The sequence below is a fragment of the Kineococcus aridisoli genome, from assembly GCF_050871885.1.
GTDB lineage: Bacteria > Actinomycetota > Actinomycetes > Actinomycetales > Kineococcaceae > Kineococcus.
The window spans coordinates 1-14,412 of record NZ_JBJLSF010000053.1; the positions used below are offsets into that span (position 1 = coordinate 1).

Here is a 14,412-nt window from a genome sequence, read left to right on the forward strand (position 1 = left end):
CCGAGCAGACCAACCTGCTGGCCCTGAACGCCACCATCGAAGCCGCCCGCGCCGGGGAGATGGGCAAGGGCTTCGCGGTGGTGGCCGGGGAGGTCAAGGAGCTGGCCCAGCAGACCGCGCGGGCCACCGAGGAGATCGTGGCCAAGGTGGGCTCCACCCAGGCCGATGCGGCGGCGGCGGCGGGGGCGATCAGCGAGATCACCGAGGTGATCGCCCGCATCGACGCCTTGCAGTCCACGATCGCGGCGGCGGTGGAGCAGCAGTCCGCGACCACCTCTGAGATGGTGCGCAACGTCACCGAGGTCTCCACCGGTAGCCAGGAGATCGCGAGCAACATCTCCGGGATCGCCGCTTCGGCCGATCAGACCACGGCGGGGGCCACGCACACCGCGTCCACGGCGGGGGAGGTCTCGCGCACGGCGGCGGAGTTGAAGGAGCTGGTGGGCACCTTCACCCTGCCCCGCACCTGAGACCGCCCCGGAGCCCCTGAGCCTCCGGTCGGTGATCTTCCACGGTGAACCGTGGAAGATCACCGGCGGGGGCTCTCGTGCGTCGGGGCCCTCGTGCGTCAGGGCCGCGGCTCGCGCACGGCGAGCACGGCGCAGTCGTCCTCGGCCCGCGCGACCGTGTCGGCCACGAGCGCGTCGAGCAGCTCGTCCAGCGGGGCGGTGTGCGTGCGCTCCAGCGCCCGCCGCAGCAGCCCGACGCCCTCCCAGACGTCCTGGTCGCGCCGCTCGACGAGGCCGTCGGTGTAGAGCACGAGCGTGCCGCCGGGCGGCCAGGGCGTGACGTGCTCGTGCCGGGGTGCGCTCGCGTCCACCCCCAGCGGCAGGTCCGGGGGCCCGTCGACCACGGTGCTGCACCCGCCGGCGTCCACCAGGACGCCCGGTGGGTGCCCGGCGGTGCTCCAGCGCAGCTGCCGCGGCGCCCCCGGCGGGTCCAGCCGCACGACGGTCAGCGTCGTGAGGGTGTCGGCGCCCAGCTCGGCGAGGACGTGGTCCAGGCGGGCCACCAGCGCGGCGGGGGACTCCTGCGGCCGGTCCACCGACAGCGCCCGCAGCATCGCGCGCACCTGCCCCATCTGCGCCGCCGCCTGCACGTCGTGCCCGGCGACGTCGCCGATGACGAACAGGCTGCCGCCCCCGGGCAGCGCCAGCGCGTCGTACCAGTCGCCGCCCACCTGCTCGTCGGTGGGCGACCACGGCACGTACCGGCCGGCCAGCTCCAGACCCGGCAGCCGCGGCAGCTCCGGCAGCATCGCCGCCTGCAGGGTGTGCGCCACGTCGCGGCGCTCGGCGTACAGCTGGGCGCGGCGGGCCGCCTGGGCGGTCGCGTCCGCGACGGCCGTCAGCAGCTCCGTCTCGCTGTCGGTGAGCCGGTGGTCGGTGCGCCAGGCCACCGAGAACGCCCCGATGCGCCAGCCGTCGGCGATCGTCAGCGGCAGGACGGTGCCCGAGCGCAGCCCGGCGCGCTCCAGCCGCTCCCGCGAGGCGGGGAAGGCCGCCGCCAGCTCGGCGAAGGTGGTGAAGACGAGCGGCCGTCCGGTGCGGGCGACCTGGGTGGCCGGATCCGGGTGGTCCAGGGGCAGCCGGTGCCAGACCTGCTCCACGGCCGGGTCGACCTGCCCGAGGCCCAGGGTGGTCACCCACGGCCCGTCGATCATCGACAGCCCGGCGTAGTCGGCGCCGAGGTGGTCGCGCACCACGGCCAGCGCCGCGCGGGCCACGTCCTCGACGGTGTCGGTGCGCGCCAGCGCGCTGGCCAGGCTCAGCAGGACGCTCATCCGCCCCAGCAGCTGCCCGCGCTCCAGCTGGGCCGCGCGGCGGGCGTCGGCGTCGTGCAGCACGACGACGGTCCGGTCGTCGACGCGGTACGCGCGCTGCTCGAACCAGCCGTGGGGCGCGTGCTCCATCTCCCACGTCACGGGCTCGCCGGTGCGCTCCAGGCGCCGCAGCGAGTGCTCGAACGGCGTGCCGCGCAGCTGCGGCAGCAGCGACCAGAGGTCCCGGTGGCCGTCCGCGGGGGTCTGCAGGCCCAGCGCCCGCGCGCCGGCGCGGTTGACGTAGCGCACGCTCCAGTCGGGCTCGAGCACGAGCATGCCGTCGGCGGAGGAGTCCCAGGCGCGTGCCCACACGCCAGTCGGCACGGGCACGCACCTCCCTGTCGTGGACCGCTGTATCTAGATCACAGCATACGGAGCGTCGATGTCCCGCGTGCTCGCAGTCACGAATCCGGTCCCGCCGCCGGGCCGGGGTCCCGCGTCCCGGAACGTCGGGACCGCTCCGGACGTTCTGCCAGCGGGTGCGCCTGCGGGCGCGCGGTCGCGGGGGAGAGGACGGGATGCACCGGCACTACAACGGGCTGAAGACGGCTGTGCTGTTCGGCGCCATCTGGGCCGTCCTGCTGCTCATCGGCGCGCTGCTGTCCGCCTCCTTCCGCAGCTCCGCGTTCCTGCTGCTGTTCGTCGTCATCGGCCTGGCCACCTCCGCCTACGGCTACTGGAACTCCGCCCGCATCGCCCTGCGCGCCATGCGGGCGCGGCCGGTCTCGGAGGCCGAGCAGCCCGCGATGCACCGCATCGTGCGCGAGCTGTCCACCCGTGCCCACCAGCCGATGCCGCAGCTGTACGTGTCGCCGACGATGGCCCCCAACGCCTTCGCCACGGGCCGCAACCCCGAGAACGCGGCGGTCTGCTGCACCGAGGGGATCCTGCAGCTGCTCGACGAGCGCGAGCTGCGCGGCGTGCTCGGCCACGAGCTGATGCACGTCTACAACCGCGACATCCTCACCTCCTCGGTGGCGGGGGCGCTGGCGGGCGTCATCACCTCGATCGCCCAGTTCGGGGTCTTCTTCGGCGCCGCCGCGGGCGGCGGCCGCGACGAGGAGCGCCCGAACCCGCTGGCGCTGCTGCTGCTGTCGCTCATGGCGCCGCTGGCGGCGACCGTCATCCAGCTGGCCATCTCCCGCACCCGCGAGTACGACGCGGACGAGGACGGCTCGAAGCTGACCAGCGATCCGCTGGCGCTGGCGTCGGCGCTGCGCAAGCTGGAGCTGGGCACGCGGCAGCTGCCGCTGCCGCCCGAGCGCGAGCTCGTCAACGCCAGCCACATGATGATCGCCAACCCGTTCCGCGGGCAGGGCGTGGCGCGGCTGTTCTCCACCCACCCCCCGATGGCGGAGCGCATCGCCCGCCTGGAGGCGCTGGCCGGCTACCGCCGCTGACCCGGCCGCCGCGCCGGACCGCTCAGCGCAGCACGGCCTCCAGCCAGCTGCGCACGAGCGGGAAGGTGGTGCCCGCCGGCTCCTTGGGGTCGGTGTGCGAGACGCCGCCGAGCAGCCGCAGGTCGACGCGGTCACCGGCGGCCTGGGCCGCCTGGGCGAACTCCTGCGACTGCGCGGGCGGGACCGTCTCGTCGGAGGTGCCGTGCACGACGAGCAGCGGCATCCCCAGCGGCACGCGCCGGGTCGGGTCGCCCACGGCGTAGCGCTCGTCGACGGCGCTGGGCGGGCCGCCGAACAGCAGCTGCACGTTGGGGTCCCCGCCGTCCTCGCCGAGCGCGGTGGGGTGCAGCACCCCGGCCATGGCCGCGGCGGCCACCGGCACGACGCGCGGCCCGGCACCGGGCTCGCCCGCTGCCAGGGTGTGCCGGGCGGCGGCCCACACCGCCAGGTGCCCGCCCGCGGAGTGGCCGACGACCGCGGTCCGCTCCACCGGCAGACCGTGCTCGGCGGCGGCCTCGGCGGCCATGTCCACGGCCGTGGCGAGGTCGGTGAAGGTGCCCGGCCAGCCCCCGCCGTCGCCGTTGCCGCGGTAGTCCGCGTTGAGCACCGGCCAGCCGCCCAGGACCAGGTCGGCCACGAGGGCGTTGAGGTCGCGGCGGTCGGTGGCCGCGTCCCAGCCGCCGCCGTGCACCAGCACGACGATCGCCTCGCGCCGCTCGCCCGCCGGCAGCCACAGGTCGCTGACCTGGCGCGGGTGGTCGCCGAAGCGGTACTCGTCGCGCTGGGACTCCTGCAGCCCCGGCGGCACGAACGGCTCCTCGGTGGCCGTCGCGGTGGCCGTCTCGGTGGCGGACGGCGTCGCCTTCGCGGTGGTCGAGGCGTCGCCCGAGGCCTCCCGCCCGCCGGAGGTGCAGGCGGCCAGGCCCGCGGCGGAGGCCAGGGAGGCGCCGAGCAGCAGCCGGCGCGGCAGCGGTCGGTCCACGGGGTGCCGCGCCCGGGTCAGCGGTAGTTGACGAACTGCAGCGCGACGTCGAGGTCGGCGCCCTTGAGCAGCGCGATGACCTCCTGCAGCTCGTCGCGGCTCTTGGAGCTGACGCGCATCTCGTCGCCGGTGACCTGGGTCTTGATCCCCTTGGGACCCTCGTCGCGGATGATCTTGCCGATCTTCTTCGCGACGTCCTGGGCCAGGCCCTCCTTGAGGGTGGCCTCGATCCGGTACTCCTTGCCCGAGGCCGCCGGCTCGGAGGTGTCCAGCGCCTTCAGCGAGACCCCGCGCTTGACGAGCTTGGTCTGCAGCACGTCGAGGACGGCCTTCACCCGGTCCTCGGAGCTGGCGACCATGAGGATGCTCTCCCCGCTCCAGCGCACCGAGGCGTCGGTGCCCTTGAAGTCGTAGCGCTGGGAGATCTCCTTCGCGGCCTGGTTGAGCGCGTTGTCGACCTCCTGGCGGTCCACCTTGCTGACGACGTCGAACGACGACTCGCTGGCCACGCGGGGTTCCTCCTGGTGCTCTGCGACTGCTCGTGCGGGTGCTGGGACGGCCGGTGGCGGGGCTCGGTTGCCGAGCACCCCCTCCGGCTTGCTATCGTCTCACTGTCGCCGGCTCGCCGGTGGCACGGCGGGTTGCCCGAGCGGCCAAAGGGAGCGGATTGTAAATCCGCCGGCATTGCCTACGTTGGTTCGAATCCATCACCCGCCACGTCGCACCACGCGACCCGGGGCCGGCAACGGCTCCGGGTCGCAGCGTGTAGGGTCGTGGTGACACGGCGCGAACGCGCGACGAATGCCCCGATAGCTCAGTGGTAGAGCACTTCCTTGGTAAGGAAGAGGTCTCGAGTTCAATCCTCGATCGGGGCTCGCACACCGGCGGGCACGCCCGCCGGAAGCACGGCGGGGTAGCTCAGTTGGTAGAGCAAGCGGCTCATAATCGCTGTGTCGCCGGTTCAAGTCCGGCCCTCGCTACAGCGCACGGCGAGCACCGAGCGGTCGTCCCCCCCCGGGGCGGCCGCTCGCGCGCGTCCGGGCTCCGGCCGCTCGTCGCGTACCCTGGAGCCCGACCGCGGCGCACGCGCTGCCCGCTGGACCGTCAGAGAAGCTGAGAAGCCGAGGAAGAGGCACCCGCCGTGGCCAAGACCACCGACGTCCGCCCGAAGATCACGATGGCTTGCACCGAGTGCAAGGAGCGGAACTACATCACCAAGAAGAACCGCCGCAACGACCCGGACCGCCTGGACCTGGCGAAGTTCTGCCCGCGCTGCGGCAAGAAGACCACGCACCGCGAGACCCGCTGACCTCAGCAGCGAGCGCACCGGACCGGGAGGCAGCACCCCAGTGGCGACCGTCAGCGTCGACGAGTCCTTCCAGGGGCGCGTGTACCCCGCGTCCGGTGCGAGCGCGGTGACCGCCGACGCGGTCCGGGCCTTCGCCCGGGCCGTGCGCGCGGTCCACCCGGCCCACCACGACGCGGCCGCCGCGCGGGCGCTCGGCCACGCCGACGTCGTCGCGCCGCCCACCTTCGCGGTGACGCTGGCGCAGGCCGCCGAGGCCCGCTTCGTCACCGACCCGGCCGCCGGCATCGACTTCTCCCGCGTCGTGCACGGCGAGCAGCGCTTCACCCACCACGCCCCGATCGTCGCCGGTGACGAGCTGACGGCCGAGGTCCACGTGGACCGGGTGCGCGTGGTGCGCGGCAACGCGATGGTCACCACCCGCACCGAGCTGGCCCGCACCGACGGCACCCCCGTGTGCACGGCCACCTCGACCCTCGTCGTGCGAGCAGCGGAGGACGACGCGTGAGCACCGCCGACCAGGCCCCCGACGCGCTCGAGGACGTCTTCGACGGCACCTTCGAGGCCGCGCACGTCGGGCGCGAGCTGCCCGCCGCCCGCTACGAGCTCTCCCGCGAGGACCTGCGCGCCTACGCCGAGGCCTCCGGCGACCGCAACCCCATCCACCTCGACGAGGCCACCGCCCGCTCGGTGGGGCTGCCGGACGTCATCGCCCACGGGATGCTGACGATGGGGCTGGCGGGCAGCGTCGTCGCCGACTGGGCCGGCGACCCGACCGCCGTGCTGGCCTACGGCACCAAGTTCACCGCGCCCGTCGTCGTGCCGGCCGGCACCGAGGCCGTCCTCGAGGTCACCGGCTCCGTCGTCGGCCGCGACGAGGCCGCCCGCACCGTCGAGGTCGAGCTGGTCGCCGTCAGCGCGGGCACCCGGGTCCTGGGGCGGGCCAGGGCCGTCGTCCGGCTGCGGTGAGCGCGGCCCCCACCGCCGCGCTGCGCGCACGGACCGCCGTCTACGCGGCGTTCGTCCTCAACGGCTTCTGCTTCTCCTCCTGGGTCGCCCGGATCCCCTCGGTCCGCGAGACCCTCGAGCTGACCCCCGGCCGCCTCAGCCTGCTGCTGCTGGCGCTGTCGATCGGCTCCGTGGTCGCGATGCCGCTCTCCGGCGCCGTCGTGGTGCGGCTGGGCCGCGCCCGCACCGTGCTCGCCGGGGCCACCGCCGTCGCCGTCGGCATGGCGACCACCGCCGTCGCCGTCGACGGCCTGGGCAGCGTGCCGCTGGCCGCCGCCGGCCTGCTCGTGCAGGGCGCGGGCGTGGCCGCCTGGGACGTGGCCATGAACGTCGAGGGCACGGTCGTCGAACGCCGCCTCGACCGCTCGATCATGTCCCGCTTCCACGCCGGGTACAGCTTCGGCACCGTGCTGGCCGCGGGGCTGGGCGCCGGGCTGCTGGCCCTGTCCGTGCCCACCTGGCTGCACCTGTCGGTCACCGCCGTCCTCGCGCTCGCCGGCGCCGCCGTGGTCGTGCGCTCCTTCCTGGACGACCCGGCGCCCGAGCCCGGCTCGGCGCCCGCGGGGGCCATCACGCTGCGCCGGGCGTGGACCGAGCCGCGCACCCTGCTCATCGGCGTGATGGTGCTCGGGATGGCCTTCGTCGAGGGCACCGCCAACGACTGGCTCGCCGTCGGCATGGTCGACGGCTACGGCACCGGGCACGCCGTGGGGGTCGCCGGCTTCGCGGTGTTCGTCACGGCCATGACGCTCGGCCGCCTGCTGGGCCCCGTCGTGCTGCAGCGCGTGGGCAGGGTGCCCGCACTGCGGGTCTCCGCCGCGCTCGCCGTCGCCGGCGTGCTGCTGTTCGTCCTCGCGCCCTCGGTGCCGCTGGCCGTGGCCGGCGCGGCCGTCTGGGGGACCGGCGCCGCCTTGGGCTTCCCGCTGGGCATGAGCGCCGCCGCCGACGAGGAGGTCAACGCCGCCGTGCGCGTCAGCGTCGTCTCCTCGGTCGGCTACGCCGCCTTCCTCGCCGGCCCGCCCGTGCTGGGCCTGCTCGCCGACCGGATCGGGGTGCTCGACGCGCTGACGGCGGCCGCGGTGATGTCCGCCCTCGCCCTGGTCGTCTCCGGTGCGGCCGCCCCGCACCACGCCGGGACGGCCCTCGGCGCGGAGCGCGAGCGCGGCCGGGGCACAGTGTCCTCGTGAGCGTCCGCACCGACACCTCGATCGCCCCCCGCACCACCCTGCGCGTGGGCGGCCCCGCCCGGACCCTGGTCGAGGCCACCACCGAGGCCGAGCTCGTGGAGGCCGTGCGCACCGCCGACGAGGCGGGCGACCCGCTGCTGCTGCTGGCCGGCGGCTCCAACCTGCTCGTGGCCGACGCCGGCTTCGAGGGGACGGTCGTGCACGTGGCGACCACCGGCATCGGCGTCGACTCCGAGGACGCCTGCGGCGGGGGAGTCGTCACCGTCGCCGCGGGGCACCCCTTCGACGACTTCGTCGCCACGGCCGTGCGCCGCGGCTGGACGGGCGTCGAGGCGCTGTCCGGCATCCCGGGGAGCGTCGGCGCCACGCCGGTGCAGAACGTGGGCGCCTACGGCCAGGACGTCTCGCAGACGATCGAGACCGTCCGCACCTGGGACCGCCTCGAGCGCCGGCAGCGGACGTTCGCGGCCGCCGACCTGCGCTTCGGCTACCGCACCTCGCTGCTGAAGACCTCGCGGGTGGCGCTGGCGGGCGCCCACCCGGAGAGCCGCTACGTCGTCCTGGAGGTGACGTTCCAGTTCCGGCTGTCGGACCGCTCCACCGCCGTCGCCTACCCCGAGCTGGCCCGCCGGCTCGGGGTGCGGGTGGGCGAGCGGGCGCCGGCCGCCGACGTGCGCGCCGCCGTGCTGGAGCTGCGCGCGGGCAAGGGCATGGTCTGGGACCCGCGCGACCTGTCCGACCACGACACCTGGAGCGCCGGCTCGTTCTTCACCAACCCGGTCCTGAGCGCGGCCGAGGTGGACCGGCTGCCCGCGGACGCCCCGCGCTTCCCCGCGGGCGAGGGCCGGGTGAAGACCTCCGCCGCCTGGCTCATCGAGCGCGCCGGCTTCGGGCGGGGCTTCGGCGCCCCCGGCCCGGCGGCGCTGTCGACCAAGCACGTGCTCGCGCTGACCAACCGCGGCGGCGCCACGGCCGAGGACCTGCTGCGGCTGGCCCGCACCGTCGCCGACGGCGTCGAGCAGCGCTTCGGCATCCGCCTGGTCAACGAACCCGTCCTCGTCGGCGCCCGCCTGTGAGCCCGGCCGCCGGGGTCAGCGGGTGCGCGAGCGGGCCACGCTGACGAGGGCGGCCCGCACGACGTCGAGCGCCTGCTCCGCGGACAGCCCCGAGCTGAGCGCGCGCTCGACGAAGCCCTCGGCGGCCCAGCGCACGTCCTCCTCCACCGTGGTGCTCGCCGCGACCACGGTGCCGGTGCGCCGCCGCGAGGTGACGGTCCCGGCGGCCTCCAGCTCCCGGTAGGCGCGCTGCGCGGTGCCCACGGCGATCCCCAGGTCGGCGGCCAGCGCCCGGGCCGCGGGCAGCCGGTCCCCCTCGCGCAGCGCGCCGGTCGTGACGAGCGCGGTGACCTGGTGGCGCAGCTGCTCGTAGACGGGCACGGCCGAGGTGGTGTCCACGGTGACGTGCAGCCCGCTCACGCGGCGACCGCCCGCGGTGCGCTGCGCAGTCCCCGGGCCGGCAGCAGCAGCACGACGGCTCCGGCGAGCACCAGGAGCAGGCCCGCGGTGACGACGGGGCCCGCCAGCGCGGCGAGCGGCCCGTCGGTGATCTCGCCGGTGAGCACGTCGGCCGTGCTGCGCCAGGTGGTCGCGAAGTGCGACCAGCGCACCAGCAGCACCCCGGCGGTGCCGAGCAGCGCCGAGGTGCTCACCCGCAGCACCCGGTGCGCGCCGGTGCGGCGCAGTGCGGCGTCGACGGCCGGCGGGGCGCAGGGGACGGCGGGGCGCACGGGCATCCGGTGCAGCACCGCGGCGGTGGCGACCGCGGTCAGCGCCCAGGCCGCCAGCAGCGGCAGGGCCACCGCCCCGCCGGGCACCTGCGAGCCCGCCGCGTAGTTGGCCGTCCGCCACGTCCAGGTCTGCGCGCCCGCGCCGGCCAGCAGGGTCCCGGCCACGCAGGCGGCCAGGACGAGCAGGCCCGTGGCGAGCGCGGTGCCCAGCAGCGCGGGCGGGGCGCTGGCCCGGATGGAGCGGGCCACCAGCCGCGCCGAGCGCACGCGCCCGCCCGGCCGCGGCCAGGTCAGCTCGCCGAGCAGGGCGGTCACGGCGTGGACGCCGGCGCCGGTCAGCGGGGCGAGCAGGACGAGCGTCTCGCTGCGCCGGGCGAGCGCCAGCGCGACGAGCGCGCCGACCGCGCCGAGGCCGGCGAGCAGCGCGGCGGCCGACCAGCGCGTGCCCCGCGCGCGGGCGGCGGCCACGGGCAGCGGCAGGTCGGCCGAGCGCACCCGCCCGCGCACCACCTGGACGGCGAGCGACGCCCCGGCGGCGGCGAGGACGGCGAGCACGACGAGCAGCGGGAGTCCGGCCACCGGACCCTCCTCTCAATGAATCAACCCATTGAGTGAATCACGTCCGACCGGCCCGCGGGAGCGTCCTGGCCCTCCTCGCCGTCCTGCTCCGGCAGCCGCAGCCACTCCTCCACCTGCGCGTGCAGCGCCGCCTTCGTCGCCGCCGGTGCCCGGGAGGCGCTGATCGAGGCCTTCGCCAGCGCCGCCAGCTCCCCGTCGTCGAAGCCGTGGTCCTCGCGCGCGCTGCGGTACTGCGCCGCCAGCCGGGGTCCGAACAGCAGCGGGTCGTCCGCGCCCAGGGCGACCACGGCGCCCGCCTCGACGAGCCGGCGCAGCGGCACCCCGCCCAGCTCGGGGTAGACCCCGAGCGAGACGTTGCTGGTGGGGCACACCTCCAGCGCGATGCCCGCGGCGACGAGGCGCTCCAGCACGGCCGGGTCCTCCGCGCTGCGCACGCCGTGCCCGAGCCGGTTCGGCTGCAGCGCGGTGAGCGTCCGCTCGACGTGGTCGGGGCCGAGCAGCTCGCCCGAGTGCGGCACGCACGCCAGCCCCGCGGCCCGGGCGATGGCGAAGGCGCCGGCGAAGTCGGCGGTCTCGCCGCGGCGCTCGTCGTTGGACAGCCCGAAGCCGACCACGCTCCCCGGCCCGTCCCCGGCGTACCGGGCGGCCAGCCGCGCCAGCGTGCGCGCGTCCAGCGGGTGGCGCACCCGGCTGGCGGCGACCACCACGGCCACCGCGGTGCCGGTCAGCGCGCTCGCCTCCCGCGCCGCGTCCAGCACGATCTCCAGGGCCGGGGTCAGGCCGCCGACGTGCACGGCGTAGCTGGTCGGGTCCACCTGCAGCTCCAGCCAGCGCGAGCCCTCCGCGGCGTCGTCGGCCGCGGCCTCCAGCACGATGCGGCGCATGTCGTCGGCCGTGCGCACGCAGGCGCGGGCGGCGTCGTACAGGCGCTGGAAGCGGAACCAGCCGCGCTCGTCGGGGGAGAGGGTGATCATCGTCTGCGAGCTGAGCGTGGCCGGCAGCCGCACGCCGTGGGAGGCGGCCAGCTCCAGCAGCGTGGCCGTCCGCATCGAGCCGGTGAAGTGCAGGTGCAGGTGCGCCTTGGGCAGGGACTCGACCGACCTCGTCACGCTGCGTGAGTCTGCCAGCACTGGTCGTCGGCGGCAGGTCAGCTGGGCGGCGGCAGCAGCCCGCGCTCCATGGCCACCGTCACCGCGTGCGTGCGGTCGTCCACCCCGAGCTTGGCGAAGGCGCGCAGCAGGTGCGTCTTCACGGTCGCCTCGCCGATGAACAGCTCCCGCCCCACCTCGGCGTTCGTCGCCCCGCGGGCGACGGCGGCCAGCACCTGCACCTCGCGGGGGGTCAGCGCGTCCCCGGCCTGGCCGCGGCGCGCCTGCAGCCGGGCCGCCACCGGCGGCGCCAGGACGGTCTCCCCGCGCGCGGCCGCGCGCACCGCGTCGGCGAGCTGGGCCAGCGGGGTGTCCTTGAGCAGGTAGCCCGTCGCCCCCGCCTCCACGGCCCGCACGATGTCCGCGTCGGTCTCGTAGGTCGTCAGCACCAGCACGTGCACCTCGGGGTGGTCGCGGCGGATGCGGCCCGTGGCGCTCGCACCGTCCAGCACGGGCATCCGCAGGTCCATGAGCACCACGTCCGGCCGCAGCCGCTCCACCGCCGCCACGGCCTGCGCGCCGTCCTCGGCGCTGCCCACGACCTGCAGGTCCCCCGCGGCGGCCAGCAGCCCCTCCAGCCCGCCGCGCACGACCGGGTGGTCGTCGACGACGAGCACCCGCACCGGCGCGCTCACGGCACCGGTTCCGCGCCGGCGCCGCTCGCACCGCCCGCTCCCGGCGCGGTGACCGGCGGGGCGGCGGCCCCCGCGGGCACCGCGACCCGCAGCCGGGTGCCCGCGCCCGGTGCGCCGACGACCTCGACGACGCCGCCGGCCTCCTCCACCCGCCGGCGCATGCCCGCCAGCCCGAAGCCCTCGCCGGCGGCCGCCGCGGTCGCGGCGATGCCCACGCCGTCGTCGTGCACCTCCAGCACCACGCTCGCGTCCTGCGCCGACAGCAGCACCTGCGCCGTGCGGGCGGCCGCGTGCTTGCGGACGTTGCCCAGCGCCTCCTGGGCAGCGCGCAGCAGCACCACCTGCTGCGCGCGCGGCAGCCCGCGCACCTCCCCGTCCACCCGCACCCGCACCCGCACCCCGCTCTCGCGCGAGACCCGCTCGCCCAGCCGGTGCAGCGCCTCGGTGAGGGCCACGTCCTCCAGGCCCACCGGCGACATCGCGGCCACCAGCGTGCGCGCCTCGGCCAGCCCCGAGCGCGCGGTGGCCTCCACCAGCTCCAGCCGCCGGCGGGTGGCCTCGTCCACCGCGCCGGCCGCGGCCGACTGCGCGAGCACGACGATGCTCGTGAAGCTCTGCGCGAGGGTGTCGTGGATGTCCCCGGCCAGCCGGGCGCGCTCGGCCGCCACCCCCGCCTCGTGGTGCGCCGCAGCCAGTTCGGCCCGCGTCGTCTCCAGCTCGGTGATGAGCTCGGCGCGCTCCTCGCTCTGCTCGACGACCTTGGAGATCCAGAAGCCGAGGGCGCAGGTGAACACGACGCTGACGCCCATCGAGACGGCCACGTCCGGCGCGGTGGCCAGCGAGCCGTGCCCCGCGACGAGCCCGACCAGCGCCCCCAGCGCCGTCGCGACCGTCCAGACGGTCCCCTCGCGGCGGGTGTCGGTGAAGAACCACGCCTGCGGGAAGGCGATGAACAGCAGGAAGCTCAGCCCGGGGGCACCGGCGAAGACGGTGGAGAAGCCCACGACCATGACGACGAGGTAGGGGCGGGCGTGCCCGCGGCGCCGGCGGGCGCCGGGCACCCCCCGCAGCAGGTAGGCGACCACGACGCCCGCGAGGGCGCCGCCGGCCAGGGCCGGGTCGGGCGCGGGCACGAGGACCAGCGCGGCGACCGCGAGCGCGACGAACACGGCGAAGGCCGCGTGCCAGCCGGGGACGGTGCGCACCCACCACGAGCCCGGCGAGGGCGCGGCCTTCGCCGGCAGGCCGCTGCGCACGCCCCGCCCCGTCCGCCGTCCCGCCCGCCGCGCCCGCTCAGTCGACCTCGGCCAGCAGCCGCTGGACCCGCTCGACCCCGGTCACCAGGTCCTCGTCGGCCAGCGCGTACGACAGCCGCAGGTACCCGCTGGGCCCGAAGGCCTCGCCGGGCACGAGCGCGACCTCGGCCTGCGCGAGGACGATCTCGGCGAGCTTGGCCGAGGAGGTGATCTCCTGCCCGCGCAGCGAGCGGCCGATGAGGGCGGTGACGTCGGGGTAGGCGTAGAAGGCGCCCTGCGGCAGCGGGCAGCGCACGCCCTCGATCGCGTCGAGCATCGAGACCATCGTGCGCCGGCGCCGGTCGAAGGCCTCGCGCATGCGGGCGACGGCCTCCAGGTCCCCGGTGAGCGCCTGCACGGCCGCCCGCTGGGAGACGTTGGCGACGTTGGAGCTCAGGTGCGACTGCAGGTTGGCCACGCCCTTGACGACGTCGGCCGGCCCGACGAGCCAGCCCACCCGCCAGCCGGTCATCGCGTAGGTCTTGGCCACGCCGTTGAGCACCACGCACGTGTCGGCCAGCTCGGGCACCTCCACCGGCATCGAGGCCGCCCGCACGCCGTCGTAGACCAGGTGCTCGTAGATCTCGTCGGTGACGACCCAGACGCCGTGCTCGAGGGCCCAGCGCCCGATCGCGCGGACCTCCTCGGGCGAGTACACCGCACCGGTCGGGTTGGAGGGGGAGTTGAACAGCAGCGCCTTGGTGCGCGGGGTGCGCGCGGCCTCCAGCTGCTCCACGTCCACCTTGTAGCCCCGCTCGGGGCCCGCGAAGACCTCCACGGGCACGCCGCCGGCCAGCCGGGCGGCCTCGGGGTAGGTCGTCCAGTAGGGAGCGGGCAGCAGCAGCTCGTCGCCCGGGTCGAGCAGGGCGGCGAAGGTCTCGTAGACGGCCTGCTTGCCGCCGTTGGTGACGAGCACCTGCGAGGGGGAGACCTCGTAGCCGGAGTCGCGCAGCGTCTTGGCCGCGATCGCCTCCCGCAGCGCGGGCAGGCCGCCGGCGGGGGTGTAGCGGTGGTTGGCCGGGTCGGCGCAGGCGGCGACGGCGGCGTCGACGATGGCCTGCGGGGTGGGGAAGTCCGGCTCCCCGGCGCCGAAGCCGATGACGGGGCGCCCGGCGGCCTTGAGCGCCTTCGCCCTGGCGTCCACCGCGAGCGTCGCGGACTCGGCGATGCCGGCCACGCGGGCCGAGACGCGGGAGCGGACGGAGGGCTGGACGGTGCTCTGCGCGGTCACGGCGACCATCCTCCCACCCGCTGGTTCGACTGG

16 protein-coding genes and 3 tRNA genes are annotated in these 14,412 nt (G+C 76.1%); 10 read left to right on the forward strand and 9 right to left on the reverse strand.

The genetic code is table 11. The features are described 5' to 3' along the window. On the forward strand, positions 1-470 hold a 470-nt coding region (locus tag ACRYM2_RS14690; protein ID WP_432523148.1), incomplete at its 5' end, for a methyl-accepting chemotaxis protein. Positions 471-568: 98 nt separating this feature from the next. Here the strand turns inward: ACRYM2_RS14690 and ACRYM2_RS14695 are convergent. Further along, positions 569-2,152, reverse strand: a complete 1,584-nt coding sequence (locus tag ACRYM2_RS14695; RefSeq protein ID WP_432523149.1) for a PP2C family protein-serine/threonine phosphatase — start codon at positions 2,150-2,152, stop codon at positions 569-571. A 188-nt stretch (positions 2,153-2,340) separates the two neighbouring features. Between ACRYM2_RS14695 and htpX the strand changes: the two genes are divergently transcribed. Further along, positions 2,341-3,222: a zinc metalloprotease HtpX gene (gene htpX, locus ACRYM2_RS14700; protein WP_432523150.1), complete on the forward strand. Its 882-nt coding sequence runs from the start codon at positions 2,341-2,343 to the stop codon at positions 3,220-3,222. 22 nt (positions 3,223-3,244) lie between these two features. Here htpX and ACRYM2_RS14705 read toward each other — a convergent pair whose 3' ends face one another. Further along, entirely contained in the window at positions 3,245-4,204 is a 960-nt protein-coding gene (locus tag ACRYM2_RS14705; protein ID WP_432523151.1) for an alpha/beta hydrolase family protein, read from the reverse strand. A gap of 17 nt (positions 4,205-4,221) precedes the next feature. Next, the gene (locus tag ACRYM2_RS14710) at positions 4,222-4,713 is read right to left on the reverse strand and encodes a YajQ family cyclic di-GMP-binding protein (protein ID WP_432523152.1); all 492 of its coding nucleotides are present in this window, start codon (positions 4,711-4,713) and stop codon (positions 4,222-4,224) included. 126 nt (positions 4,714-4,839) lie between these two features. On the opposite strand from ACRYM2_RS14710, the gene ACRYM2_RS14715 reads away from it, so the two are divergent. The 8 genes from ACRYM2_RS14715 (at position 4,840) to ACRYM2_RS14750 (ending at position 8,781) form a co-directional block, all read left to right on the forward strand. Then, a tRNA-Tyr gene (locus ACRYM2_RS14715) sits at positions 4,840-4,921 on the forward strand. Between the two features lie 86 nt (positions 4,922-5,007). After that, a tRNA-Thr gene (locus ACRYM2_RS14720) sits at positions 5,008-5,079 on the forward strand. Positions 5,080-5,111: 32 nt separating this feature from the next. After that, a tRNA-Met gene (locus tag ACRYM2_RS14725) sits at positions 5,112-5,184 on the forward strand. A gap of 161 nt (positions 5,185-5,345) precedes the next feature. After that, the gene (gene rpmG, locus ACRYM2_RS14730; RefSeq protein WP_012085006.1) at positions 5,346-5,513 is read left to right on the forward strand and encodes a 50S ribosomal protein L33; all 168 of its coding nucleotides are present in this window, start codon (positions 5,346-5,348) and stop codon (positions 5,511-5,513) included. Positions 5,514-5,553: 40 nt separating this feature from the next. Next, positions 5,554-6,018, forward strand: a complete 465-nt coding sequence (locus tag ACRYM2_RS14735) for an FAS1-like dehydratase domain-containing protein (RefSeq protein ID WP_432523154.1) — start codon at positions 5,554-5,556, stop codon at positions 6,016-6,018. After that, positions 6,015-6,479 carry a MaoC/PaaZ C-terminal domain-containing protein gene (locus ACRYM2_RS14740; protein ID WP_432523156.1) on the forward strand — a complete coding sequence of 155 codons (465 nt, stop codon included), beginning with the start codon at positions 6,015-6,017 and terminating at the stop codon, positions 6,477-6,479. Before ACRYM2_RS14735 ends, ACRYM2_RS14740 begins: the two co-directional genes overlap by 4 nt. After that, entirely contained in the window at positions 6,476-7,705 is a 1,230-nt protein-coding gene (locus tag ACRYM2_RS14745; RefSeq protein WP_432523157.1) for an MFS transporter, read from the forward strand. The genes ACRYM2_RS14740 and ACRYM2_RS14745 overlap by 4 nt, the downstream gene beginning before the upstream one ends. Next, on the forward strand, positions 7,702-8,781 hold the full coding sequence (locus tag ACRYM2_RS14750) for a UDP-N-acetylmuramate dehydrogenase (RefSeq protein WP_432523158.1): 1,080 nt from the start codon (positions 7,702-7,704) through the stop codon (positions 8,779-8,781). Before ACRYM2_RS14745 ends, ACRYM2_RS14750 begins: the two co-directional genes overlap by 4 nt. 15 nt (positions 8,782-8,796) lie before the next feature. Here ACRYM2_RS14750 and ACRYM2_RS14755 read toward each other — a convergent pair whose 3' ends face one another. From ACRYM2_RS14755 to ACRYM2_RS14780, 6 genes are read right to left on the reverse strand one after another with little or no spacing between them, the layout of a single operon-like run. Further along, positions 8,797-9,180, reverse strand: a complete 384-nt coding sequence (locus tag ACRYM2_RS14755) for a GntR family transcriptional regulator (RefSeq protein WP_432523159.1) — start codon at positions 9,178-9,180, stop codon at positions 8,797-8,799. Further along, a complete protein-coding gene (locus ACRYM2_RS14760) occupies positions 9,177-10,070 on the reverse strand; it encodes a hypothetical protein (RefSeq protein WP_432523160.1) in 894 nt (297 codons plus the stop codon). Before ACRYM2_RS14760 ends, ACRYM2_RS14755 begins: the two co-directional genes overlap by 4 nt. 20 nt (positions 10,071-10,090) lie before the next feature. Beyond that, positions 10,091-11,179 carry an adenosine deaminase gene (locus ACRYM2_RS14765; RefSeq protein WP_432523161.1) on the reverse strand — a complete coding sequence of 363 codons (1,089 nt, stop codon included), beginning with the start codon at positions 11,177-11,179 and terminating at the stop codon, positions 10,091-10,093. Between the two features lie 38 nt (positions 11,180-11,217). Further along, positions 11,218-11,853: a response regulator transcription factor gene (locus tag ACRYM2_RS14770; protein ID WP_432523162.1), complete on the reverse strand. Its 636-nt coding sequence runs from the start codon at positions 11,851-11,853 to the stop codon at positions 11,218-11,220. Further along, positions 11,850-13,109: a sensor histidine kinase gene (locus ACRYM2_RS14775; protein ID WP_432523163.1), complete on the reverse strand. Its 1,260-nt coding sequence runs from the start codon at positions 13,107-13,109 to the stop codon at positions 11,850-11,852. Before ACRYM2_RS14775 ends, ACRYM2_RS14770 begins: the two co-directional genes overlap by 4 nt. A 37-nt stretch (positions 13,110-13,146) precedes the next feature. Continuing rightward, positions 13,147-14,388 (reverse strand): pyridoxal phosphate-dependent aminotransferase, encoded by a 1,242-nt coding sequence (locus tag ACRYM2_RS14780; protein WP_432523164.1) that lies wholly within the window; start codon positions 14,386-14,388, stop codon positions 13,147-13,149. Positions 14,389-14,412: the final 24 nt, after the last annotated feature.